Below are 22,663 nucleotides of genomic sequence, written 5' to 3'. Positions count from 1 at the left end.
TCCTGGCGTGACGACACAGGATCCGCGGGCCGACGTCGAGGGACTGCTCGCCCTCCCCTTCCCGCAGGAGCAGGAGCGCGAGGGGGACCGCACCAGCGGGCCCGGCTACCACGTGCGCGTCCTCCGGGCCAGCCGCGACTTCTGGGACGACCCCGACGCAGAGGTCGTCGAGGCGGCCGAGGCCGAGATCGGCGCCGCCTTCCGGGGACTGGCGGAGGCGCTGACCGCGCGGTGGGGCGAGCCCGAACAGGTCGATCTGACCCCGTACCTGCACGACGAACCGTTCGAGCCGCCGCTCGCCGAGCCGTCCGATCAGCGCGAGCCGCGCGGGCAGGACCCCGTGCCCGAGCCGATCGACCTGCTGTGCATGCTGAGCAGCACAATGCTCCTGTGGCGGCGACCGGACGAGGGCCGATGGGTCTGCCTGGCCGTCGGGCAGCATGACCGCGAGTTCCCCATCGAGTTGCTGGCCGCGGTCGGCGAGGCGCCGATCCCCCGCGGACCCGCGTCGTGAGGCGGTCGGGCGGTCACGGGGCCTGACGGGGCGGGGCGGACGCGCAGCGCCCCCGGACGGCAGGGATGCGGTTCGGGGGCGCTGCGTGCGCTGAAACGGTCTGGAGGGTCAGTGCTGCGTGCCGTCCGGCGCGCCACCGTCGGGTGCGGGCTCCGCCTGCGGGTCCTGTGCCTGCGGCTCTGCCGCCGGCACAGGACCCGCTTCGGGTGCCCCAGGCGCGGGCTCGGCGCCGGGCCGCGGACCCGGGCCCTGCTGCGGTCCGGGCGCGGGCTGCGGCGCGCCGGCCGCCTGCCCCATCCGTTCGCGGACCAACCTCGCGCGGTGCGAGGAGCGCCGGAGCAGGGTGACGACGAGGACGACCACGCCGAAGACGAAGCTCGCCAGACCGAGGACGACCAGGACCAGGACACCGGTGATGAGCTTGGCCTCGGCGGAAGCGGTCTGTTCGAGTGCGGCGATCCCGTAGGTGCCCGTGTGGACGTCGTCGCAGCGGAGCTCGTACTCACCGGGCTCGGGTGTGGACAGCTCGGCGGTGAGCCGCCAGCTGTCGTAACCCGTGCCGCTGTAGGAGTGCGGCGCCGTGTCCAGGTTGTCGTTCCCGTACCCGGGGCCCGAGGGCGTGTCGAGTTCGCAGGCGAAACGGTTGGCGTCGCCTTCGACGTACAGCCCCCAGTAGCCCTCCTGCCCCTCCTCGACCTGGAAGGTGGCGCTGTCACCGCCGCGGAACTCGGCGATGAACTCGGGCTCCTCGGTCGCGGAGAGCAGGAGGGAGAGGAAGACGAGGAGGGCGGTGAGCCCGCCGATCGGAATGGTGAGCCCGCCGATCCAGTACCAGCGTGCGCGGGGACGCAGCTCACCGGCGTCGATGACGGGCACGGGCACGGGCACGGGCGGATACTGCGGGTACTGGATCCGCGCCTGCGGGTACGGTGCGTAGGGGTGCGCCTGCTGGTACGGGTTCTGGGGGTGCGGCGCGTGGGGGTGCGCGTAGTGGCCCTGGGGCTGCGCAGGGCCGGAGGCGGGCTGGGGAACCTGTTCCGCGTGTGCGGGTGCGTTCTGGGCAGGCTCGCGCGGGGGAGGAGAGGGCATGGACATGGCTGACATTTTGGCACTCCCGAGTGACTGCCCGTGACGGGTCGTCGTCGAAGCGCGTCACGACAGTGATCGCGAGCGTGTTGGAGGACCGGTAGAGAACGCGCGGGTCCGGCGGATCTGAGGCTGGGTCGGTGACTGCGCCACGTAGGGTAGCGACGCCCGGATCGTCCAGCAGTGCGCACGGCTCCCCTTCGCAGGTCGTGGACCGCCTTCAGTCGCTGGGATTCGGTAGCGTCCAGTCATGGCGGACAGACCCTCTCTTCCAGCTGACTTGAGGCGTCAGGTCCTTGCGGAAGCCGGGCATCGATGCGCGATTCCGACGTGTCGCCGGCATCCCGTGGACATCGACCACATCGAGGACTGGGCAAAGGTGCGTGAGCACCTCTTCGAGAACCTGATCGCGCTGTGCCCGACATGCCGTCGGCGGACGGCAGGCGACATCGACCGCAAGGCGATTCGCCAATACAAGGGGAGCCTGGCGGTGTTGAGCAGCCGGTACACCGATCTGGTGATGCAGCTTCTACGATGGTTCGTCCCGTACCGCACCGGAATGGGATATCCGCACCTACCCAACGGCATGACCTGGGCTATCGGGAACCTTCTGCTCGTTGGACTGGTCAGACAATGGAGGACCGGTTCCCCGACCGCCCCATGAGGCTTCTGCGGACGCAAGCTCAGGAGCGCTCGGCGCGGTATGTGCTGTTGACCGACCAGGGCAGAGACTCCATCTCCAGAACGGTGGACGCGCGTCCCCTCGGCCCTGGCGTCCGTCGCCGGTGGCGTGTGTGGTGTCCGCTCATGCACTGGCGGGCGAGGGTGAGAGACACCTGCACACCCGAGATCCGGCCGATCCCCCCAGATCGCCGAGGTTACGGAAGGTTCCCAGTGACGGTCGACCGGGGGGTACTCCGAGGCGGCCCGGCACCGGGAGAAGTGTGGCCTGTATGCGCCGGAGACTGCGGACGGGACGGCCGTCCGCCCGGTGCACGTGGCGCGCCCGCCGTGATGGGGCTGAAGAGGTCGACGAGGTCTTCGAAGAAGTACGTCACGGCGGTGACCGTGAGCGCGCCGGCCACGGCCAGGGCCGCGCCCGCGAGCGAGGCGGGCAGTTGCGCGCCGACCATGACCGCGCAGACCAGCCCTGCTCCCGAGAGACAGGTAAGGGCCAGATTGCGCCACACGTGAGGCCACCCCAGAGAGGCCCGGGACGTGCCGAAGCAGGAGCAGGGAACGGCGTTGTCGGCGCGCGCCGAGTACAACGCCAACAGGGTGAACGCGGCCAGGAGCAGGGTGGCTGCGGTCAGGGCGGGAATCCGCGCCCACGCGCCGGCGAGCAGGGCGGCGCCGACCGCGATCTCGACGGCGGTGTGGGCAAGGGACGCGGCGCGTGCGGGGAACCGGCGCAGGCGCAGGCGCGCGGCGAGGATCGTCCAGGTTTCCTGGTGGTCCTCGCCGCGGACCTTGGACAGACCAGACGAGAGAAAGACGCCGGCGACCGCCGCCTGGAGAAAGAAGGTGGTGATGGTGAGCAAGGGGCTGGCTCTTTCGCAGTCCGGGGCGGGATAACGGTGGCGGGCATGGCCCGCTCCCGCAGTGGTGTCACGGTCAGGAGGCTGGTCAGTAGCAGCCGACGGTCACCCAGGCGCCGTAGTTGATCTCACCGCTGCCGTGGCGGAGGCGCTCGAGGATCCGGTCGCCGAGGCGAACGAGGGAGGCGATGTCCAAGGGGGACTCCCGTTCCGCCAGGTGTTCAGGGTGGTGGTCGGACGTGTCGCGGAATCCGGCGGCGCGAACTCTCTGCCACCTGCCGGGGCCGGTGTCCGACCGCTCGGTGACGCTGGAACAGCGTGTCAGCGCGACCCTGAACGTTCCTTGCGGAGACCAAGCTTCGGAGAGGAGACGGAGGCCTCGCCCCCGGCCCACCCCTTCTGCTTTTCGGAGCCGCTCCTCGGCCACGGCGGCAAGGTGGGGCCGGAGTTCAGGCGATACCCAGGATCCCGGCGATCCGGTCCTCTGTCGCGTGGGCCTCGACCGGGGGCAGACGCCACTCCTGGGGTGCCTCCTTCATCGCACGTGCCGCCGCGTCCGCCGCGTGCTCCAGAGCGGACCGATCGGCGAACCCGCCGTCCCACCGCGTGTAGAGATCGGCCTTCGGGAGATCGGACAGGACGCGGCCCAGATTGCGGGCGAGCACCTGGGCGGGTTGGACGGGCCAGGCGGTGATGGAGATGTGCAGGGACCAGTCGTCGCAGCTCAAAGCCTGGTGGGGCCGCCCGGCCGGCATATAGCAGGTGTTCCCCGGGGTGAGCGTGAGGCGGTGCGCGGGCCGCACGCCCTCCGGAACGGTCACCAGGCCCGCCCCCTTCTGCGCGTCGAAGGGGTCGAAGATCCGCCAGCGCTTGGTCCCGGACGTCTGGAGGACGATGACGTCCACGTCGTCCTGGTGCAGCGGCAGGGCGCCCCGGCCGGGAGGGCTCAAGAAGGCGACGGCCTCGGCCAGACGTCCGGTCCGGCTCTGCAACAGGCGGCAGATCCTCCTGATCGCCGGATGGAACTCGTGCACCCGGTAGAGGACCAGGCTCGACCCGTCCGCGAGGAAGTCCTCGACCCGGTCCAAGTCGAGTCTTCCGATGACCCGCTTCGACACGCGCTCCACCACGGTTTCGTCGCGCATCGTGTATTCGACGGCGTCGACCTTCCGGTGTTCCTTCGTGGAGAGGGCGACGTACTCGGACGTCGTCCGGCTGTCGCACAGCACCTCGTGAACGTCGCGGAGCGTGAAGAGCCCAGCGGCCCCGGTGCCGGTCGCGGTGAAGCAGTCGCGACCCCAGTGGGCGGCGAGTTCCTCCTCCCCGGGGAGGGCGGACGGCCAGTCGTGCGCGTCGGCGCTTCGGGTCGGGGCGTTCATGGACGTGACCTTTCGTCGAGGAAGGAGACCGTGGTCGGCGGAGGGGCCGCCTGGAAACGGGAAAGGGGTCGTGCCTGGGACGCTCACACCGCTTCGGACACGGTGTTGAGGCGCAGTGCCAGCAGGTAGGCGGGCAGCGCCCACACGACGGCCACAGCGAAGTCGGGCAGCGCCTGTGCCCACTGCGCTGAGGCGGCCGCGGAAGCCGCGCCCTGGATCGCCTGCACCGGGAGCAGGAACTCCACCGGGGCCAGGGAGCCCGGCAGTCGGCCCGCAGTCCACACACCGGAGGACCACGTGACGGTCAGGAAGGCCGTGGTCGTCAGCGGGGAGATGCCGTTGGGGCTCGCCCAACCGCCGATGCACGCGCTGATCGGGGCGAACACCGCCGCCGCGAGGGGGACCGCGATGATCCCGGTGACCACCGACCGGAGGTCGTACACCACACCGAAGCGGACTGCTCCGGCGACCATGATGAGGACGGCGGCGAGGGCCCCCACCATGAGCACCAGGAGCAGGCGCGCCGCGAGCTTGGCCCACGTGGGGACCGGGAGCGTGCGCACGAAGGGGCTCCACTGCTCCGACCGCTCCAGGGAGACGCGTTGGCCGAAGTGGAGCAGGGCCACTGACAGCACCGCGAGGATGATGAACACCAGTGTCACATCCGACTGCATGGACACGGGGGCGAACCTGGTCAGCATGAGGAAGTAGAAGGTCGTCATCCCCACCATGAACAGGGAGACGTGCCAGAACCGCACGAAAACGATCAGGTCGACCCGCAGGAACGCTCCGATCTGCCGCAACCGCGTCATCGCGCACCTCCCAGGACGAGGCAGACCTCTTCCACGGTCGGGCTCCGCTGGACGACGGGCGCCTCGGCCAGCGGAGTGAGTCGTTCCAGCACCGCCGCCGGCCGGCGGGTGAGCAGGGATGTCCGGTCCGTGCCGTGGCGCACGAGCGCCACTTCGTCCCAGGACTGCCCGTCGAGCGGGATCCCGTCGGAGCGCGGCACCTCCAGGACCACGATGCCCGTCGACCGGGCCAGGTCGGAGACACCGCTGTCCGCGCGCAGCCGCCCGCCGGAGACCACGAGCACCCGGTGGGCCAGTGTGGCGACCTCCCGGAAGTCGTGCGACGCCAGAACGAGGGTGCCCCCCGCGTCGGTGAACTCACCGATCAGCTCCCAGGCGGCGGATCTGCTCTCGGAGTCCAGGCTCACCGTGGGTTCGTCGAGCACCAACAGGTCCGGATCGCCGAGGAACGCGAGCAGCAGGGTGAGCCGGCGCTTCTGTCCCAGGGAGAGCACCCCGGACGGACGGTTGAGCAAGGGCTTGAGCTGCAACCGGTCGATCAGCGCCTCCGGTTCCGCCGCCCCCTTCACGTCGCGGACGAAGGTGATGATCTCCCGCACCCGAAGCCGGTCCGGGACGGCGGTGGCCTGCGGGGCGTAGCCGACGGACCACCGGGCGTCGTGGTCGGCCGCAGGCAGGCCGAACAGGCGGCACGAGCCGTCGCTCGGCCGGGTGAGGCCGAGCGCCATCCGCAGCAGGGTGGACTTGCCGGCGCCGTTGCGGCCGAGCAGGGCCACGCGCTCGCCGGCGCCGATCTTCGCGGTGACGCCGTCCACCGCCGTCAACGGGCCGTAGCGCTTGGAGACATCGTCGAACACCAGGGGTGCGGGTACGGCGGTCACCGGGGGCGCCCGAGGAGCACGGCGTTGAGGAACGAGTGGTCGACCCCGTCGATCTCGCAGAGTTCCTCCACTTGGTCGTCGAAGAGCCCGGCGAACGGCACCGCGCCCCAGCCCAGGGACTGGGCCGCCAGGGTCAGCTGCTGGATGACGGCGCCCGCCTCCATCAGCGCGAAGCGGTAGCCGCGCAGCCGGTACTTGAACCGGCTGCGCCAGAACAGGCCGTTGATGAGCACGATCGCCGGAGCCGAAGCGAGCAGGTCGGGCTGGGCCCCCATGCGGCGGATCCGCTCCTCACCGACCTCATCGTGCACCTCTTCGAGGACGTGGTCGTGGATGTTGTAGTGGTACAGGCCCTTGCGGCCGGTCCCGCTGACGTCGGCGAGCAGGTACAGCTCCAACGGGTAGAGGGCACCGCCGGAGGCGACCGGCCTCCGAGCCGGCGGGGCGGCGGACTCGTGCTTCGGGTAGGCGCCGTAGCTCAGCCACAGGGCCCGTCCGAGCTGCTCCACGGGCAGTGCCTCGGTCGTGAAGTCCCGACACGACGCGTTCCTGATCAGGGCCGGGTGGTCGCCTCCTTCGCGCTCGGTGTCGATCGCGGGCAGTGGTATCCGCGGCAGGTGCGGCAGCTCCCGCGCGCCGATCGCGGCGCTACGGCTCAGCTCCGGGTCGGCCTGCAGTCGTCGGCCGTTCGTCTCGCGTCCCATCGTGACCCGGTGGAACTTCGACGCCTCATGGAACTCCTCGGCGAGGTCCTCCTCCGGCGGTTCGTCCTCGTTGAGGAACTCCCAGTACCTGGGGGTGAACACAGTGATGCTGGACACAGCGTCGGGCATGGGGACCGCTTCCTACGTGAAGGGGTGGGGTGCGTGGTTGAGGTCCACGAGCGCGGGGCGGTCCGGCCGCCATCCGCGCCGGGTCGGCTCGGTGAGCAGCCGTTCGATCCCGAGGTGGCGCGAACGGTGGTCGACGTCGAGCGGTATCAGCTGCGGGGACACGACCTTGTACGTGAACAGCCCCGCCTGCGCCATCTCCGGCGGCGTGAGGTCGACCGCGTAGAGGTCGATCCCCCGTGCGTTCAGCCGCTCCACTTCACGGCGCAGTGCCCGCCCCGCGGGCTCGTCGGAGCCGTCGCGGGGCCCGGACTCCACGGAGCGGGAGGGCCGGTCCTCGAAGAAGAGGTCGAGGTCGTCGTGGTGCTCGACGGTCATGTAGTAGTCGGCGTGGCCGGGGAAGCTCCGCACTTGGTCGGCGCGGGTCGTCCGGCGGCCCTGGGAGAGCAGGCCCCGGCGCTGCATCGAGTAGAAGGAGCACGCCTCCTTGACCGCCCGCCAGACCGCCTCGGCCGTGGTCCCCGCGGTCCCTGCGCCGATACCGTGCAGGACGCCGCCTACGGCGGAGCCGCGGACCGCCGCCACCACGGTCGGCACGCCGTGGACCTCGGTGAGGTCGATCAACCGGTACTCCACCCTGGAACCCGACAGGGCCGCACCGATCCAGTGGGCCAGACGTGATGACGGGTCCGGCACCAGACGGGGGAACCGGAGCCGGTGGTACCACAGCAGCATGAAGGCGTCCCGTTCGAGCAGTTCGAACAGGCCGGACAGGCAGGCCTCGGTGGGCCCGGTGCCCGTGGCCGTTCCGTTGGAGGTGGCCCAGTACCACGCTCCTTCGTCCTGGAGCGGATTTCCGGGCTCGTCGGGATAGAAGACGCAGTAGACGCCCGGTAGGAGGATCGCATCACCAGTGCGCAGGTCCACGCCTTCCAGCCACTGGACAGTGTCGTCGTCCGCCGGTACTTCCGCCAGTTCCCCCTGGCGTCTGGTGCCCGGCGGCAGGGAGAGCAGACGCGCGGGCGCGATGTGCGCGACCCCTCCCCGTTCCAGCTCGGCCACCGAGGCGTACCGGGCGCCGCGGTCGTCGATGTCCATCTGGCTGTAGCGCTCGACAGCCTCGCCCAGTGCGCTCGCGCGGAGCGCGTCGGCGTCGGCGTGGTAGCCCCAGCTTCGGAAGGAGGGATCGGCGCGGTCCGGTTCCGCCGCTTCCCCCTGGACGGACAGGCAGCCCATCCGGGGTTCGCCGGGAGCCCACAGCCCGTGGGTCGGCCGTCGGCACAGGCCGACCACGTGACCGACCAGGCGTTCGAGCCGGTCGGTGGAGCGGTCCGCGTGATCTGTCGGCATCGGAGTGCTCTCTCTAAGGGAACGGGTGGGGCACGTGGTTGAGCCGCCCCAGGGCCGGTCGGTCCGGGCGCCAGCCGCGCCGGGCAGGCTCGTCGAGCAGCCGCTCGCGGTTGAGATGGCGGTACTTGTGGTGGGCGTCCAACGGGATCAGCTCTGGAGAGACGACCTTGTAGGAGAAGAGGTCGAGCGGCATGTCCGCGGGCATGAGGTCAACGGCGCAGGTGCGGATGCCCCGCTCACCGAGCCGGCTGGTCAGGCCCCGCAGCTCGTCCGCCGGTGGGCGCGGTGGGGTCTCCGATCGCACAGGGGCCGGGGAGGACTCGCGTTCCTCGAACAGGAAGGCGAGCTCGTGGTGGTGCGCCTGATTCGTGTAGTAGCGCAGGTGATCGGAGAGGTGGACGACCTCCTCCGCGCCGAGCGGCGCGACGCCTGCGGCGACATCGCGGCGCGCCAGCGCGTACAGGCCCGCCGACTCCCTGGCCGCCTTCCAGACCGCGCTCTCCAGGTCGAGCGCCGAGCCGCCGCCGATGGCGTAGACCTCCCGGTCGTGCAGGCGGCCCCGGGCGACCGCGACTACCACCGGAACGTCGTGGACCCGCGTCAGGTCGATGAAGCGCACGTCGATCCGCGGCGCGCCGAACAGGCCGCGGATCCGCTGGCCGAGTCGGCTGTACGGGTCGACGCCCAGGTAGGGGAACCGGAGCTGGTGGTACCACATGAGCATGAACGCGTCGCGCTCCATCAACTCCAGCAGGCCCGACAGGCACGCGGCCGCGGGGCTCGTACCGGCGGCCGTCCCGCTGGAGGTGGCGATGCACCAGGCGTCCTCGCTCGGCCTGCCCGCACAGGTCGGGCACGCGGCGTCACCGCAGAAGTGCTCGAAGAAGATGCAGTACTGGGCGGGGACGAGGACCTCCTCCCCGGTGACCAGGTCCACCGATGCGATCCACCGGATCTCGACGTCGTCCGGAGGAGGCGGCCCCAGGGGCACCGGCCCGCTCGCCACTCCGGGGTCGTCCACGGGTGCCACCTCGGCGGGGCGGATGTGGCGCGTCCCCCGGGCGGCCAGCACGGCCGCGGACGCTGTACGGGTCCGCGTGTCGTCGAGGTCCCGGAGCCCGTACCTCTCAAAGGCCTCGCCCAGCGCGGCCTTGGCCGCGACGTCGGCGGAGATGTCCCGCCCGGCCCCGCAGTACCAGGACTTCGCGCTCCCGAGCGCCTGCGCGTGGGTCGCGTCCTTGCAGAAGACCTGGCCCACGGCGGGCTCGTCCGGGTGGTGCCGGCTGGCCGCGAGCCGCCCGGCCAGGCTGACGAACCGCCCGGACAACGCATCCAGTGCGGTCATGGCGCCGCCGTCTCCTCGGTCTCCGCCGCCTCGGGGGCGAAGTACTCCGTCCACAGCGTCGGCCGCGCCACGGCGGTGCCCGGTCGGCACGCCGGGCACCGGGGGACCCGCAGGACGTACTCGGACCCGATCTCCAGGCCGCGCTCGAAGGTGACGGTGCGGACACCGCCGGGGACGTGGGGGTCGGACCGGGTCTCCCACTCCCGGAGCGACGCCACGGCCAGTCCGGCGAGCACGGTCGTCAGCGCCGCGGAGACCATCCGCTCCTGGGACAGGGGTCGCAGCTCCAGGAAGTCCGCCCCGAGTGCGTGGCGGGCGGCACGACGGCGGCGGTAGCACTCGAAGCAGGGGGTCGACTTGGGATGGATGTAGGGGCCGACCACAGCGGTCTCGCCGTCGAAGTGGATGATCGGCAGCCAGGGCTGGCGGTTGTGGTAGGCGGTCTCGTTCCATTCGGACAGGAGCGGGTCGTTGGGGTCGCTCACCCACACCGCCGTGCAGACCCCCTCCGGCGTCGCGGCGCCGACGATCTCGGCCAGCGTCGCGGAGCGCACTCGCCAATGGGGCGGGGTCACCCGCGCGATCGCCTCCACCTCGTCGGGGTCGCCCACCACGCGCAGCACCTCGACGGGGTTTCGGGGGTCCTCTCCCGCGTCGTCCGGGCGGGACCATTCGCCCAGCAGTCCGCCCGGGTGGTCGATCAGGCCGGCGTCCGCGGTGTCGATCAGCATGCCGTCGGCGACCAGGCGTTCGCAGAGCCGGAAGACGGCAGGGCGAAGTCGGTCGTCGCCCGGTTCGCTGGTCGTGGTGAAGCCCAGGCCACCGATCAGGGTGCCGAGGTCGTGCTTTCCGTCGACCAGCGGGAGCACGCGCTGGAGCAGCCGGGTCGCGCCGCCGCCGTAGCGGAGGTTGCGGCCCCCGGAGCGCAGGGTCACCGAATTCTCCCCGTAGAAAGCGGAGAGTGCGGGCGCCAGGCGCAGTACCGTCGAATCCGTGAGAGCCGTCACCGGATCTCCTTTCCCGAGTTCTGGTCGCCGCGGTGTTGCCGCGATGCCGAGGGCCTCGGCGATCTCGTCACGGGCCCGATACGCGTGAGCGGGGCGCACATTCCAGTCATCGCGTGCTTTCGTCATCAGGCGCGACACGGTTCGTGCCGCGCGGTCGAGGGTGACGGGTCTTTCCTGGTGCCGACCGGGTCCGGGCAGCGATCCTTCGAGCGATCCTGGCGGAGCGGCAGGGGCCCGTGCCCGGAGGGCTGAGAGAGGCCGGGGCCTCGGTGGGGCGTCCGGTCCGCGCCCGTACCGTGATCGGGGTCGCCTGTCGACGGTGGCCCGCCGACAGGCGACCCCTGGGCGGCCGGCTATTTGCACTCTCTGGCGCAGTCGCTGTAGCAGCCGGCGCCACTGCCCTCGGCGATCTTGCCGAAGGGGACGGCGCCTTCGCCCACTTCGGTCACGCTGAGGTCGAAGAGGTCGTCGAATTCCGCGTTGGTCAACACCTGGTCGCTCATATGTCTCCTGTTCTCCGTGGACATGGTGATGCGGTGCCGCCCGCACGGGCGCGGGCGGCAGAGCACCGGGGTCCGCGTCGGCCGACCGTCCTGCTCTGCAGGCCGTCCGTTCCCGGCACGACGACCACGCTTCCAGGGGTGGCGTGGGCATTCCTTGTACGAACCTTGAACGCGTGTGACGGATGGGGTCCGTGGAGCGTCTGTGGTTGGGCCGGGAACGGACGGCCGTGACGTCTGGTCGTCACGCAACCGGGGCCTTGCCGAGGTCAGCGGGATTCCCGGCCCTCGGGGACAGCCGCCGGACCACCACGCCCAGGATCTGGTGCTCGGGGCAGGGGCCGTGGTGCCGTGAGTCGGAGCTCCGCACATGGTCGCCCAGCAGAGCGACGTGCCCCGGCGGCACCGACCCCAGGAGGCCCACCTCCGTCGGATAGCGGGTGCTCGCCGTGGCGACCACGCGCTTGATATACCAGCCCTGCCCCTTGACGGCCCCGTCCAACGGAGCCGAGCCGGACCACCCGGTCTCCAGGTCGGGCTCTTTCACGACCGCGACGGAACCCGGGGCCACACCCGACAGGCCCCGCCGGACCAGTACCCGGTCGCCCGGGGAGAACGTCGGCAGCATGCTCTCCCCGTCGACGGTGACCACGACGTAGCTGCGACGAATCCGCCGCACCGCCGCCACGCCGATGGCGACCGCGGCCAGCGCCAGCACCGCACCCGCGGTCACACCCACACCCCCGGTCACAGCGCAGCCTCGGTCCGGTGCCCGGTCCAGGCGCCGGGGGTGCCCGGGCCGCCGTCGGCGTACCCTTCCGCCTGCATGGTGAACAGCCGGGCGTACTCCCCGCCCAGGGCCATCAGTTCCTCGTGACCGCCCCGCTCGGTGATCTCGCCCTCCTCCAGGACCACGATCAGGTCGGCGTCGCGCACCGAGCCCAGCCGATGGGAGACCAGCAGCGTCGCGGTGCCGTCGCGCATCGCGCGCACCTTCTCGCGCACCTCCCGCTCGGCCTCGGGATCCAGCCCCGAGGCCGGCTCGTCCAGGATGAGCAGGTCCCGGTCTCGGCGGATCAGCGAGCGGGCGAACGCCAGCCGCTGCCACTGCCCGCCCGACAGGGTCGTCCCCGAGACCGAGGTGTCGTCCCCCGCCTCGAAGTCGTCGTCCACTTGGTAGAAGACGCGGGACAGCATCGTGGCGTAGCCATGCGGCAGCTCCGACACGAACCTGTCCGCACCCGCCTCACGTGCCGCGTCGCGGATTCGCCCCGTGTCGTCGATGTGCTCCAGGGAACCGAGCGCGATGTTCTCCCGCACTGGCAGGTCGTAGGACATGTAGTCCTGGAAGACCGCGCTCATCCGCGCCCTCAGGTCGGCCACGTCCATCTCCCGGATGTCCACTCCGTCCCAGAGCACCCGGCCGCGGGTGGGGTCGTACATGCGGGACAGGAGCTTGACCAGGGTGCTCTTCCCCGCGCCGTTGAGCCCGACTACGGCCAGCGACCCCCGGGCCGGAACGGTGAGCGAGACACCTCGGAGGACCCAAGGGCCGTCGTCGGTGTAGCGGAACCACACGTCCTCCAGCCGGATCCCTTCGCGCAGGTGCCCGACGGGCCGCGGGTCGGCCGGGACGGGCAGGTCCGACGGAGTGCCGATCACGTCGTCGTAGTGCCCCATCAACAGCAGGGACTGATGGGCGAGGGTGAGGCCCATGACGATCTCGACCAGGGCGCCCTGGACCCCCGCCACCGCGGCGATGAACGCCGACACGTCACCGATGGTGAACTCGCCCCGCAGCGCCGAGGCCACCATCCAGACCAGGCCGCCTGCGGAGACCAGAGCCCCCAACAGCGCCAGCGGCGCGTGCGTGAGCACCACCCTGCGGTCGACGACCTCCTCCTCCCGGTTGGTGCGCCGGATCTCCCCGCGCATCCGGTCCAGCAGGAACGCGCCGGTCCCGAACAGGCGGACCTCCTTGTTCGCCGCCGGGGTCAGCATCAGCTCCTGGTAGAACATCTGCCGCCGCATGCGTGGGCTCATCCGCCACATCATCCCCGCCCGCTGGCGGTCGAGCAGCAAACGCACGAACAGCATCGGTAGGGCGGCCGCGATGGTGATCACGGCGATCACCGGGCTGATCGCCAGCAGGATCCCGAGCAGGCTGGTGATCGCCAGGACCCCGCGCGCGGTCCCGAACAGGGAACCGATGATCTCCTCGGGTGCTGTACTCGCCGAGGCCTGTGCCAGGCGCAGCCGGTCCAGGAACGCGGGCTCCTCGAAGCGACGCAGTCCCGCGATCCCGTTGACCGCGCCGTACAGGCGCTGCTGCACCAGGAGCGCCACGCCTCGCCGGATCCTCGATTCCAGGTAGGTCGTCAGGTAGACGCTCATCGCGGTGAGCAGGGTGAACAGGCCCAGGAACATGACGAGCAGCAGTGGCCTGTTCGCCAACGGCCCGGGGACGCCCGCGGCGGCGCCGCCCTCCTGGAGGGTGTCCAACAGCCATTTGGTGACCAGTGCGACACCGGCGGGCAGCAGGCCGGACGCGACGGTCAGGATCGCGTACGCGGTGAGGGACCAGGGGGCGGCCCGCCAGGCGAACTCCAGGGAGCGCAGGGCCCGCGCTCCGGCATCGCGTGCGCGGAGGCGGGCAGCAGGGGAGTGGGCGTCAGGGGACATCACGCCCCCGCGGTGGCGGGTTCGAGGTCTGCGACCTCCACGCTCGAACGGACCACCGTGCCGTCGGCGTCGGCGAGCACGAAGGCGGGGATCCCGCGCAGGCCGAACGCCCGGCACGCCTCCCCCTGGAGGTTCTGCAGGACGACGGTGGCGTGGTCAGCGACGACCGAGCTGTAGCGATCCGCCTCCCCCTGTTCGTCACCGATGAAGGCGATCACCTGATCGGGGGCCAGCCCCGCTCCGTGGACGAAGTCGACCAAGGGCTGGAGTTGGTCCTCGCAGACACCGCATCCGGTGTCGAAAAAGGCGTACACGGCACGGTCGCCGAGCCGCTCGGCGGAAGAGACCTTGGTTCCGGCCGTGGACCGGGCGGTGAAGTCCGGGACTCGCGTGCCGACCGGGATCTCCTCCAGATCCGGTGCGCGGGGCACGGTCCGCCCGGGAGGGCCTTCCGTCGCGCGCAGGCGACGCACGACCGCCAGGGTCAGCATGAGGTTGAACAAGGTCAGAGCGGTCGACAGCACGACCGCCACGATGAGGATTCCCACCGTGTCCTCCAAGGTCTGTGTACGGGGCGACGGCGCGGTCGGCGCGCCCCCGCCGAAGAGGTCGACGAGATCGTCGAAGTGGAACGTCACCGCCGGGACTGCCGGGGAAGCGCCACACGGGCGGGCACGCGGCGGTAGTGAGCACGAGGGCTTCACGTCCCGGATCGGACGGGCGCAGGCGGTGGCCCCGCTCGGCGGGGCCACCGGAAGGGAGAGGGTCAGCAGCCGCAGTACCAGTGCTGCCACGGCCCGTAGGTCGTGCCGCCGGTGCCGTCGCAGACCCGACGGCGCTCCATACCGAACCAGACGGTGGTGGCGCACTGCCCGACGAAGCCGTTGCACCTGGACTGCCAGCCGCATCCGACGGGCATGGCCTGGGCGGTGGCCTTCGGTGCGAGGCGGTCGACGATCCGGTCGCCGAGGCGGGCGATGGGGGAGATCCTCATGGGTTGCGACTCCTTCGTGCTTACTCCGCGCGCTCCACGGCGGAACGGCGGAACCGGCGCGGACGTCCTCTGCCCGGCACCGGGAGGAGGCCAACCTCGCAGCGCGACCGTGTGCGTTCCTTGCCGAATCCTTGAACGCTGAGCCGCGTTCCGCGCGTCACCGCGGAGTCACGACGACGCGCGGAGCCTCTCCTCGGTCTCCCGTACCTGCTCGGTCCGGTGCTGTGCGCGGTAGAGATCCAGGGCCTGCCGCCAGGCATCACGGGCGGATTCCGTTTCTCCGAGGGCCTCGTGGGCCTCGGCGAGGCCGCTGAGCGTGTTCGCCTCCTCGAAGCCGTCCTTCATGGCGCGGTGCGCCCGGAGGGCCTGGCGGTAGTGTTCCACCGCCTCGGGATGGCGGCCGGCGTGCGTGAAGATGTACCCCAGGCTGTCCAGGGAGGCCGCTTCTCCCACCTTGTAGCCGAGTGCGCGCGAGGCCTCCAGAGCCTCCACACAACAGGCTCGGGCCCGCTCGTATCGGCCGAACTGTGCGAGGAACCAGCCCAGATTGTTGAGCGCTCCGGCCACCCACGTCGAATGGCCTGCGCTGCGATACAGCTCCAGGGATCGTTCCGCGGGCTCAAGTCCGTTCTCGTCCCCGGTGATGATCGCGGACGCCACGAAGGCCTGGTAGGTGTGCGCCTGGTTGAGCAGGTCGCCGGTCTCCTCGAAGCGGGCGAGGGCCTCGTGGAGGTGGTCGAGCGTCTCCTTGCCGGACCGTCCGGCCAACAGCAGGGCGGAGGCCAGGCCCCGGTGGGCCATCGCCCGCATCGTGACGGCGTCCGGGGTGTCCATCGCCGCCGCGGTGTCCAGCCCGACCCGGCGGAGCTCGATGAAGTCCTCGACTCGTCCGCTGCGGCGGAAGTACGAGTTGCTGTCCCAGCACAGCCGCCAGCACTCGCGATACATGTCCAGCTCCGAGGCGAGGCGGATCACGGCGGGAAGCCAGAATCGTTCCGCGGTGAACCACTCCAGCGCCGCGACCTCGTCCGCTGGCCGCACGGCGAGGGGATGTCCCTCAGAAGGCCCTTCTGCCAGGGACGAGGGGACTTCCTGCGGGTTCAGGAGCCTGTTCGCGGTGGCCGCGCTCTGGACGTAGAAGTCGACCAGGGAGTGCAGGGCTTGGGAGCGGTCCTCCTCCGGCAGGTCCTCCTCCGCTCGTTCTCTTCCGTGCAGGCGGACCAGATCGTGCAGTTCGTAGCGGCCGGGCAGGGGCTGCTGGACGAGGTGGGCCGCTTCCAGCGTGCGCAGCAGGGCCCGGGTGCGCGGCGGTGTGAGTCCGGCCAGGGCCGCGACGGCGGTCAGCCCGATGTTCTGACCTGGGAGCAGGCCCAACAGGCTGAGCAGACGTGCCGCGGCCTCGGGCAGCGCCCGGTGGGAGGCGTCCAGGACACCGCGCAGGGAGGTCTGCAGGTCACCGGTGTCCAGTGCGTCCAGCCGGGTCTCGGCCCCGTGCAGTTCGGCGGCGAGCTCGGCGAGCGGCAGGTGGGCGTCACTCGCGGCGCGGGCGGCGGCGACGGCCAGGGCCAGGGGGAACCGCCCGCATCCGGTGATGATGGACCCGGCCGCTTCCGGTTCGGCCGCCACGCGGTGCTCTCCGATCCGGGCGGCGAGCAACTGGTGGGCTTCGGCGGGGGTGAGCGGGCCCAGCGCGACGGAGCGGGCGCCCTCGGCGGCGACCAGGCCGCTGAGCCGATTGCGGCTGGTGATCAGAACGACGCAGGAGGGCGAACCGGGGATCAGGGCCCGGAGCTGCTCGGCGTCGCGGGCGTTGTCCAGCAGGATCAGCACGCGCTTGCCGGACAGAAGGCTGCGGTACAGGCCGATCTGCGCTTCGGCACTGGTGGGGATGGCCTTCTTGTCCATACCCAGGGCGATGAGGAAGTCGTGGACCGCGGTCTGTGGCTTGGCGGCGGACGTACTCGGGGAGAACCCGTGCAGGTTCACGTAGAGCTGACCGTCGGGGAACCGGTCGAGGTTGTCGTGCGCCCATCGCAGGGCGAGTGAGGTCTTGCCGACACCGCCCAGGCCGCAGACCACGGTGATCGGTGACGACCCGGGTTCGCTCACGGTGTCGAGCTCGGCGAGCTCGCTCCCGCGTCCGGCCAGCAGGGGCGGTGGGGAGGGGAGCTGGCTCGGCAGGGGCACCGCGGAGGGCTCCGAGGGCGGGGACGGCTGGACAGGGGAGGGGACCGCCGAGGGGGTCGGGGCGGGGGCGTTGAGCGCGGGATCTGCGTTGAGGATCCTCAGGTGCAGATCCCTGAGCTCGGTTCCGGGGTCGGTGCCCATCTCGCCGGCCAGCGCGTTCCGGGTGCGCTCGTAGTGTTGCAGTGCCTGCGCGGCACGTCCCTCGCGGTACAGCGTGAGCATGAGCTGGCCGATCAGGCGCTCGTCGAGCGGATGCCGCTCGGCGAGGGAGAGCAGGTCGCCGAGGAGGGCCGCCTGCCTGCCCTGGCGGAGCAGCAGGTCGTTGCGGTCCAGTTCCGCGCGGAAGCGTTCCAGGTGCAGGCCCTCCCTGAACGTGTTGACCCAGGGGGTGTCCAGGAGACCGAAGGCGTCGGACCGCCACAGGGAGAGCGCCTCCTCCAGGAGGCCGAGGGAGGCATCCTCGGCCGGGGAATCCCTGGCCAGTGAGGTGAGCCGCCGGAAGCGGTGCAGGTCGACCGCGTGGAGCGCGTCGTCGCTCAGGGAGAGGACGTAGCCTCCCGGGCGGCGCTCGACCATCGCGTCGCCACCGGCCGGGGCCAGGGCGGTTCGCAGCCGGGAGACGTAGCTGTAGAGCGACGGCAGGGCACTGCCCGGCGGATGCTGGCCCCAGACCCGGTCGATGAGTCGGTCGACCGGCACGAGCTGGTTGGCGTCGGCCAGTAATCCGAGGAACACGGACTGCCGCCGCATGTGTCCCAGATCGACGGTACGCCCGCCGATCCGCGTCTCGATGTCACCGAGTACGGAGATTTCGACCGTCAACATCACTCCCGGGGGCTGGAACGAAAGGGGACGACCCATACACCTGGTACGCGGGAGCACAGCAGTAACTCAGGTGCCAGGAGTGTACTCCCGGATGGTGGCTCGGAAGCCCGTCGCAGTAGCGGATTCCGGTGCGGAGACGGGCGGAGCACGCCCTAGGCTGGGCCGGTGACCGAACCGATCATCGTGGCCGAAGACGTGGGTGTGGAACTGGGCGGCGCCCCGGTGCTGCGCGGAGTCGACCTCACGGTCGCACCCGGGGAGGTGGTCGCGGTGCTCGGCGCCAACGGCGTCGGCAAGACGACCCTGCTGCGCTGCCTCGCCGGTCTGCAACGGGCCACGGGCCAGGTCAGTGTGCTGGGCCGCCCGCCCGTCGACGAGCCCGCGTTCTGGCGCGAGGTCGTCATGGTCGGCGACGAGCCCACCTGGTACCCCGGTCTGACCGCGGGGGAGCACCTGGAACTGATGCGCGCCGTGCACGGCCCCGGGCGGCTGGAGGCGGGGGCGGCCCTGGAACTCTTCGAACTGACCGGCTGCGCCGACCGGGCCCCGTCGTCCCTGTCGACCGGGCAGCGCCAGCGGCTGTCCCTGGCCATGGCGCTCCTGCGGCAGAGCCGGTTGCTGCTGTTGGACGAGCCCGAGCGCGGGCTCGACGCCGCCTTCCGGGACCGGCTCGCCGGGCTGCTCACCGCCTACGCCGCGGAGGGCGGCACGGTGGTCATGGTCACGCACGACCCGCGGTTCGCCGAAGGCGCCCGCCACGTCGCCCTGGAGGTCGCCGCGTGACGGGGGTGGCGTCGGTCCGCGCGTTCACGCGGGCCCGGAACCGTCGGCACCACAGCTGGTCCGACCGGTACGTCATGCTCATGGCTCTGGGACTGCTCGCGACGCTGGTGTTCCCCATGATCGGTCGCGCGGTGGCGGCGGTGCCCCGCGACGTCGACCCGGCGCGGACGGGCACGGGCCTGGCGCTGATCGCCCTGCTGCTGGTGGTCGCGCTGAGCCTGGCGCGCGCGGTCGGGCCGGCGGGGGTCTCCGCGGCGGACGCGTCGTGGCTGGTGCTCTCGCCGCTGCCGCGCCGCGACGTGCTGGCCCCCGCACTGCTGGTCCTCGCCGGGGTGAGCGCCGCCGTCGGCGCGTGCCTGGGCCTGGCACTGCTCAACGCGGTGGGTGCGCCCGACGCGTTGCCGCTCCGGCTCTTCGTGTCCGTGGTGCTGGGGGTGGCGTGGACGCTGGGCGGGGCGGCGGTGACCGTGCTGGCGCAGGCCTCCCCGGCCTGGAACGACCGGTTGAGCGCGCTGCTCGTCGTGCTGGTGGTGGCGGCGGTGGCCCTGGCCGTCATGAGCCTGGGGCCTGGACAGGGAGCGCTCGCCGGTCTCGCGTCGGCCCCACCGGCGGCCTGGGCCGCGGTGGCGTCCGCCTCTGCGGCGGCGGCCGCGGGCCTGGCTTGGCGAGCCGGGGTGTGCGCCGCGCGGATCCCGGCCCGCGCGGTCCTGGAGGCCTCGACCCGGACCGGGCTCGCCTCGGGCGCGTTCGTCCTCATGGACCCGGGCACGCTGGCCTCGATCGCCGAGGACGCGCACTGGCGCTCGCGCGCGCTGCGCTCGCGTGCCTGGCCCCGGCGGCTGCGCGGAGCGGCGGCGGTGGCCTGGCTGGACTGGCGACGCCTGGCGCGGCGCCCGGGACGGCTCGCGGCGATGGCGGCGGCGACCGTCCTTCCCGTGCTGGCCGCGCGGGCGGGCGGCGGGATGCCGGCGGCCCTGCTCGTGCTCGCCGTGGGCGCGGCGGCGGTGGCCGCGACGGGCACCGCGGGAGCGCGCCGGGACGCCGGGGACGGTTCCTTGGCGCGGTTGCTGGGCGCGGGCCCGCGCACGCTCCTGGCGGCGCGTGCGGTCCTGCCCGCGCTGCTGGGCGGCTCCTGGCTGACCCTCGCGCTGGCCGGACTCGACCTCGCGGGTCCAGGCGGTCTCCTCTGGCTCCTCGGTCCGCTGTGCGCGCCGGCGCTGGCGGCGGGCGCCCTGCGTGCGGCACGGCGCCGCCCCGTCGACCACACGCTGCCGGTCATGGACTCGCCGCTCGGCCCGGTGCCGACCGGTCCGCTGCTGTGGGCCCTGGCCGGCGCCGACCTCGCCGTCCTGGGGTGCCTGCCCGCGCTGCTGGCGTTCACCACCGGGGTGAGCGTCCCGCTGCTCGCCGCGCAGGCGGTGTGCGCGGCGGCGGTACTGGCGGCCTACTGCGCGGCCCCCCGGCGCCCGTCCACCTAGGGACCGTCGCGCAGCCGCCGCCGGGTCAGGCCACCACCTCGCGGCAGACGTCGATGAACGCCTGCATCCGCCGGACCGGTGTGCGGTCGGCCAGCTGGACGATCTCGATCCCGAGCCCCCCGGTCCGGATGTCGAGCTCCCTGGTCGCGTAGGGCAGGTCCTCGTAGCTGCGTTCGAGCACAGTGCGCTGGGTGAGCAGCGCGCTGCCCAGCCCGCGGGCCACCAGGCCGCGGACCATCTCGAAGCTCGTGGTGCGAAAACGCACGCTCGGGGCCAGCCCGGCCTGGGCGAACAGACCGAGGAAGTAGTCGCCGCCGGGCGGCAGATCGAACAGGATCAGCGGTTCCTCGGCCAGGTCGGCCAGGCTCACCCGGTCCTTGCGGCTCAGTGCCCCGTCCACCGGGGTGAGCACGTACGGCGGGTCCGACCGCAGCGGTTGCGCGGTCACCCCGGCCGCGGTGCGCACGGAGTCCAGCTCGTAGTGATAGGTGATCGCGAGGTCGATCCGGGTGTTGAGCAGGTCGTCCAACAGCGCCTCGTGGGCCGCCTCCACGAACGAGAACTGCACGTGCGGGTACCGCTGTGAGTACTCCGCGATCACCTTCGGCAGGAGGATCGGCGCGATCGTCGCGTAGCAGCCGATCGTGAGCGTGCCCTCGACCTCCTCCCGCTCCCGCCTGGCGGACTCCCGGAGCTGGTCGAGGCCGGCGAGCACGTTGTCGGCCGCGGTGATCGCACGCTGTCCCGACGCGGTGAGCCGCATCCCCTTCTGCGAGCGGACGAAGAGGGTGATGCCGAGGACCGCCTCGAGGTCGGCCAGCGCCGTCGAGACCGCCGACTGCGAGACGAAGAGCTCCCGGGACGCCGCGGTCACCGAACCGAGCCTCGCGACGGCCATCAGGTACTCCAGTTGCCTCACGCTCACGTCGGCCATCGGCGCGGTCTCCCTGGTGGTATCGGTTTTTCCGAAGGAGCTCTTCAGATCTATGTGTTGTACAGATCATACTCCTGACCTCGATACTCGTGAGCCAGAGCACAGACCGACCGGATGTGAGGCGTGACTTCGTGAGGTCTCTCGCGCGTCTGTGAACGACACCCCCAGGAGGAGAAATGACGAGTGGGACCTCGGATCCGGTGGAGCAGGTGGACCGCAAGGATCTGCGCAGGAGCGTGTTCGCCGGTTCGGTGGGCGTGTTCGTCCACTGGTTCGACTGGGCCGTCTACGCCTACCTCGCCACCACGATGGCGCAGGTGTTCTTCCCCGAGCAGGACGGGACGACCGGATTGCTGTCGGTGTTCGCCGTCTTCGCCGTCGCGTTCTTCGTGCGCCCGCTCGGCTCGGTGCTCTTCGGCCACCTCGGTGACCGTTTCGGACGCAAGGCGACGCTGTCCATCGTCATCATCTCCATGGCGGCGGGCACGCTGATGCTCGGGCTCCTGCCCACGTACGACTCCGTGGGCGTCATCGCTCCGGTCCTGCTCGTGGTCGCCCGCATCATCCAGGGACTGGCGGCGGGCGGCGAGTTCGGCTCGGCCGCGGCCTTCCTCGCCGAGTTCTCACCGCCCAAGCGCCGCGGGTTCGGGTGTTCGTGGATCGAGTTCGGTTCGGTCGGCGGGTTCCTCTGCGCGTCGTTCGCCGTCTGGGCACTGCACTCGGCCTTCTCCCCGCAGGACGTGCTCGACTGGGCCTGGCGGATCCCCTTCCTGCTGACGGTTCCCCTGGCGGCGGTCGGCCTCTACATCCGCCTGCGCATCGAGGACACGCCCGAGTACCGCGCGCTCGAGGACATGAACAACGTCCCGAGCCAGCCGATCGTGGAGGTGTTCCGCTCGAACGGGAAGCAGTTCCTGCAGACGGTGGGCATCGAGACGTTCATGAACTCGACCTTCTACATCGTGCTCGTGTACCTGATCACCTACCAGGAGGAGATCGTCGGCGTACCCGCGGACCGGGCGGCCCTGCTCTCCGCCGCGGCCTCGGTCGTGGCCATGGGCGTGATCCCGCTGTCCGGTCTGGTGTCGGACCGTGTGGGACGCAAGCCGGTGCTCTACACCGCCGCGGGCCTGATGATCGTCGGCGCGGTCCCGTTGTTCCTGCTGATGCAGGTGAACTCGTCGTGGTCGGCGTTCGCCGCCACCTTCGGCCTGGCCGTGATCCTCGCGGTCATCCTGGGCACGCACGCCTCGGCCGTGGCGGAGCTCTTCCCGACCCGGACCCGGCAGAGCGGACTGTCGATGGCCTACAGCGTCGCCGGGGCGTTCTTCGCCGGAACGCTGCCCTACCTGATGACCTGGCTGATCTCGCTCACCGGCAGCTCCATGGTCCCCGCCTTCACGATGATCGTGATCGGCGTCATCGGCGCGGTGACATTGCGGACGATGCCGGAGACGAACGGTTCCGACCTGCTGCACGAGAGCGACCGCGCACAGCGCCGGCCGCAGGCCGCGCCGGAGCCCCGCGCGTAACGCGCG

21 protein-coding genes are annotated in these 22,663 nt (G+C 71.5%); 5 read left to right on the top strand and 16 right to left on the bottom strand.

Going from position 1 to position 22,663, the window contains the following annotated elements; translation table 11 throughout:
• The first annotated feature begins 7 nt into the window (after positions 1–7).
• Positions 8–514 carry a hypothetical protein gene (locus DFP74_RS24805; RefSeq protein ID WP_121185231.1) on the top strand — a complete coding sequence of 169 codons (507 nt, stop codon included), beginning with the start codon at positions 8–10 and terminating at the stop codon, positions 512–514.
• Positions 515–622: 108 nt separating this feature from the next.
• On the opposite strand, the gene DFP74_RS24800 is transcribed toward DFP74_RS24805, so the two are convergent.
• Positions 623–1,609 carry a hypothetical protein gene (locus DFP74_RS24800; protein WP_233571148.1) on the bottom strand — a complete coding sequence of 329 codons (987 nt, stop codon included), beginning with the start codon at positions 1,607–1,609 and terminating at the stop codon, positions 623–625.
• A 241-nt stretch (positions 1,610–1,850) separates the two neighbouring features.
• Here DFP74_RS24800 and DFP74_RS24795 point away from each other — a divergent pair, with 241 nt between their 5' ends.
• Entirely contained in the window at positions 1,851–2,264 is a 414-nt protein-coding gene (locus DFP74_RS24795) for an HNH endonuclease (RefSeq protein ID WP_121185229.1), read from the top strand.
• Positions 2,265–2,478: 214 nt separating this feature from the next.
• Here DFP74_RS24795 and DFP74_RS24790 read toward each other — a convergent pair whose 3' ends face one another.
• From DFP74_RS24790 to DFP74_RS24730, 14 genes are all read right to left on the bottom strand, one after another.
• Complete coding sequence (locus tag DFP74_RS24790; RefSeq protein WP_121185227.1) at positions 2,479–3,141, bottom strand: MauE/DoxX family redox-associated membrane protein; 663 nt, start codon at positions 3,139–3,141, stop codon at positions 2,479–2,481.
• Between the two features lie 446 nt (positions 3,142–3,587).
• A complete protein-coding gene (locus DFP74_RS24785) occupies positions 3,588–4,517 on the bottom strand; it encodes a JmjC domain-containing protein (protein ID WP_121185225.1) in 930 nt (309 codons plus the stop codon).
• Between the two features lie 83 nt (positions 4,518–4,600).
• Positions 4,601–5,329: a hypothetical protein gene (locus DFP74_RS24780; RefSeq protein WP_121185224.1), complete on the bottom strand. Its 729-nt coding sequence runs from the start codon at positions 5,327–5,329 to the stop codon at positions 4,601–4,603.
• Positions 5,326–6,210 (bottom strand): ABC transporter ATP-binding protein, encoded by an 885-nt coding sequence (locus DFP74_RS24775; protein ID WP_121185222.1) that lies wholly within the window; start codon positions 6,208–6,210, stop codon positions 5,326–5,328. The genes DFP74_RS24780 and DFP74_RS24775 overlap by 4 nt, the downstream gene beginning before the upstream one ends.
• Positions 6,207–7,043: a SagB/ThcOx family dehydrogenase gene (locus DFP74_RS24770; RefSeq protein WP_121185220.1), complete on the bottom strand. Its 837-nt coding sequence runs from the start codon at positions 7,041–7,043 to the stop codon at positions 6,207–6,209. Before DFP74_RS24770 ends, DFP74_RS24775 begins: the two co-directional genes overlap by 4 nt.
• 12 nt (positions 7,044–7,055) lie before the next feature.
• Positions 7,056–8,390 (bottom strand): YcaO-like family protein, encoded by a 1,335-nt coding sequence (locus tag DFP74_RS24765; RefSeq protein ID WP_121185218.1) that lies wholly within the window; start codon positions 8,388–8,390, stop codon positions 7,056–7,058.
• A gap of 13 nt (positions 8,391–8,403) precedes the next feature.
• Positions 8,404–9,735 carry a YcaO-like family protein gene (locus DFP74_RS24760; RefSeq protein WP_121185217.1) on the bottom strand — a complete coding sequence of 444 codons (1,332 nt, stop codon included), beginning with the start codon at positions 9,733–9,735 and terminating at the stop codon, positions 8,404–8,406.
• Positions 9,732–10,742, bottom strand: a complete 1,011-nt coding sequence (locus DFP74_RS33625) for a TOMM precursor leader peptide-binding protein (protein ID WP_158613052.1) — start codon at positions 10,740–10,742, stop codon at positions 9,732–9,734. The genes DFP74_RS24760 and DFP74_RS33625 overlap by 4 nt, the downstream gene beginning before the upstream one ends.
• A 353-nt stretch (positions 10,743–11,095) precedes the next feature.
• Entirely contained in the window at positions 11,096–11,245 is a 150-nt protein-coding gene (locus DFP74_RS33620) for a hypothetical protein (protein ID WP_158613051.1), read from the bottom strand.
• A gap of 241 nt (positions 11,246–11,486) precedes the next feature.
• Positions 11,487–11,975, bottom strand: coding sequence for a S24/S26 family peptidase (locus tag DFP74_RS24750; protein WP_147453910.1), 489 nt, complete (start codon positions 11,973–11,975; stop codon positions 11,487–11,489).
• Positions 11,976–11,989: 14 nt separating this feature from the next.
• Positions 11,990–13,924 carry an ABC transporter ATP-binding protein gene (locus DFP74_RS24745; RefSeq protein ID WP_121188498.1) on the bottom strand — a complete coding sequence of 645 codons (1,935 nt, stop codon included), beginning with the start codon at positions 13,922–13,924 and terminating at the stop codon, positions 11,990–11,992.
• Entirely contained in the window at positions 13,924–14,562 is a 639-nt protein-coding gene (locus DFP74_RS24740) for a peroxiredoxin (protein ID WP_233571147.1), read from the bottom strand. Before DFP74_RS24740 ends, DFP74_RS24745 begins: the two co-directional genes overlap by 1 nt.
• A gap of 128 nt (positions 14,563–14,690) precedes the next feature.
• Positions 14,691–14,918, bottom strand: a complete 228-nt coding sequence (locus DFP74_RS24735; RefSeq protein WP_121185211.1) for a hypothetical protein — start codon at positions 14,916–14,918, stop codon at positions 14,691–14,693.
• Positions 14,919–15,086: 168 nt separating this feature from the next.
• Positions 15,087–17,930 carry a BTAD domain-containing putative transcriptional regulator gene (locus tag DFP74_RS24730; RefSeq protein WP_158613050.1) on the bottom strand — a complete coding sequence of 948 codons (2,844 nt, stop codon included), beginning with the start codon at positions 17,928–17,930 and terminating at the stop codon, positions 15,087–15,089.
• A 165-nt stretch (positions 17,931–18,095) separates the two neighbouring features.
• Here DFP74_RS24730 and ccmA point away from each other — a divergent pair, with 165 nt between their 5' ends.
• Positions 18,096–18,713, top strand: a complete 618-nt coding sequence (gene ccmA / locus DFP74_RS24725; RefSeq protein WP_121185207.1) for a heme ABC exporter ATP-binding protein CcmA — start codon at positions 18,096–18,098, stop codon at positions 18,711–18,713.
• On the top strand, positions 18,710–20,191 hold the full coding sequence (locus tag DFP74_RS24720) for a DUF6297 family protein (RefSeq protein WP_121185205.1): 1,482 nt from the start codon (positions 18,710–18,712) through the stop codon (positions 20,189–20,191). The genes ccmA and DFP74_RS24720 overlap by 4 nt, the downstream gene beginning before the upstream one ends.
• Positions 20,192–20,216: 25 nt before the next feature.
• On the opposite strand, the gene DFP74_RS24715 is transcribed toward DFP74_RS24720, so the two are convergent.
• On the bottom strand, positions 20,217–21,125 hold the full coding sequence (locus tag DFP74_RS24715; RefSeq protein WP_121185203.1) for a LysR family transcriptional regulator: 909 nt from the start codon (positions 21,123–21,125) through the stop codon (positions 20,217–20,219).
• Between the two features lie 176 nt (positions 21,126–21,301).
• Between DFP74_RS24715 and DFP74_RS24710 the strand changes: the two genes are divergently transcribed.
• Positions 21,302–22,657, top strand: a complete 1,356-nt coding sequence (locus tag DFP74_RS24710; protein WP_121185201.1) for an MFS transporter — start codon at positions 21,302–21,304, stop codon at positions 22,655–22,657.
• The last annotated feature ends 6 nt before the right edge of the window (positions 22,658–22,663 follow it).

Source organism: Nocardiopsis sp. Huas11, assembly GCF_003634495.1.
Lineage (GTDB): Bacteria > Actinomycetota > Actinomycetes > Streptosporangiales > Streptosporangiaceae > Nocardiopsis.
This window is presented reverse-complemented; position numbering and strand designations above follow the sequence as displayed.

Excerpts from the sequence above, each read along its gene's own strand:
- DFP74_RS24800 (WP_233571148.1), bottom strand. The coding sequence starts at position 1,609 with ATGTCCATGCCCTCTCCTCCCCCGCGCGAGCCTGCCCAGAACGCACCC.
- DFP74_RS24795 (WP_121185229.1), top strand. The coding sequence starts at position 1,851 with ATGGCGGACAGACCCTCTCTTCCAGCTGACTTGAGGCGTCAGGTCCTT.
- DFP74_RS24785 (WP_121185225.1), bottom strand. The coding sequence starts at position 4,517 with ATGAACGCCCCGACCCGAAGCGCCGACGCGCACGACTGGCCGTCCGCC.
- DFP74_RS24780 (WP_121185224.1), bottom strand. The coding sequence starts at position 5,329 with ATGACGCGGTTGCGGCAGATCGGAGCGTTCCTGCGGGTCGACCTGATC.
- DFP74_RS24770 (WP_121185220.1), bottom strand. The coding sequence starts at position 7,043 with ATGCCCGACGCTGTGTCCAGCATCACTGTGTTCACCCCCAGGTACTGG.
- DFP74_RS24765 (WP_121185218.1), bottom strand. The coding sequence starts at position 8,390 with ATGCCGACAGATCACGCGGACCGCTCCACCGACCGGCTCGAACGCCTG.
- DFP74_RS24760 (WP_121185217.1), bottom strand. The coding sequence starts at position 9,735 with ATGACCGCACTGGATGCGTTGTCCGGGCGGTTCGTCAGCCTGGCCGGG.
- DFP74_RS33620 (WP_158613051.1), bottom strand. The coding sequence starts at position 11,245 with ATGAGCGACCAGGTGTTGACCAACGCGGAATTCGACGACCTCTTCGAC.
- DFP74_RS24745 (WP_121188498.1), bottom strand. The coding sequence starts at position 13,924 with ATGTCCCCTGACGCCCACTCCCCTGCTGCCCGCCTCCGCGCACGCGAT.
- DFP74_RS24735 (WP_121185211.1), bottom strand. The coding sequence starts at position 14,918 with ATGAGGATCTCCCCCATCGCCCGCCTCGGCGACCGGATCGTCGACCGC.
- DFP74_RS24730 (WP_158613050.1), bottom strand. The coding sequence starts at position 17,930 with ATGTTGACGGTCGAAATCTCCGTACTCGGTGACATCGAGACGCGGATC.
- DFP74_RS24715 (WP_121185203.1), bottom strand. The coding sequence starts at position 21,125 with ATGGCCGACGTGAGCGTGAGGCAACTGGAGTACCTGATGGCCGTCGCG.
- DFP74_RS24710 (WP_121185201.1), top strand. The coding sequence starts at position 21,302 with ATGACGAGTGGGACCTCGGATCCGGTGGAGCAGGTGGACCGCAAGGAT.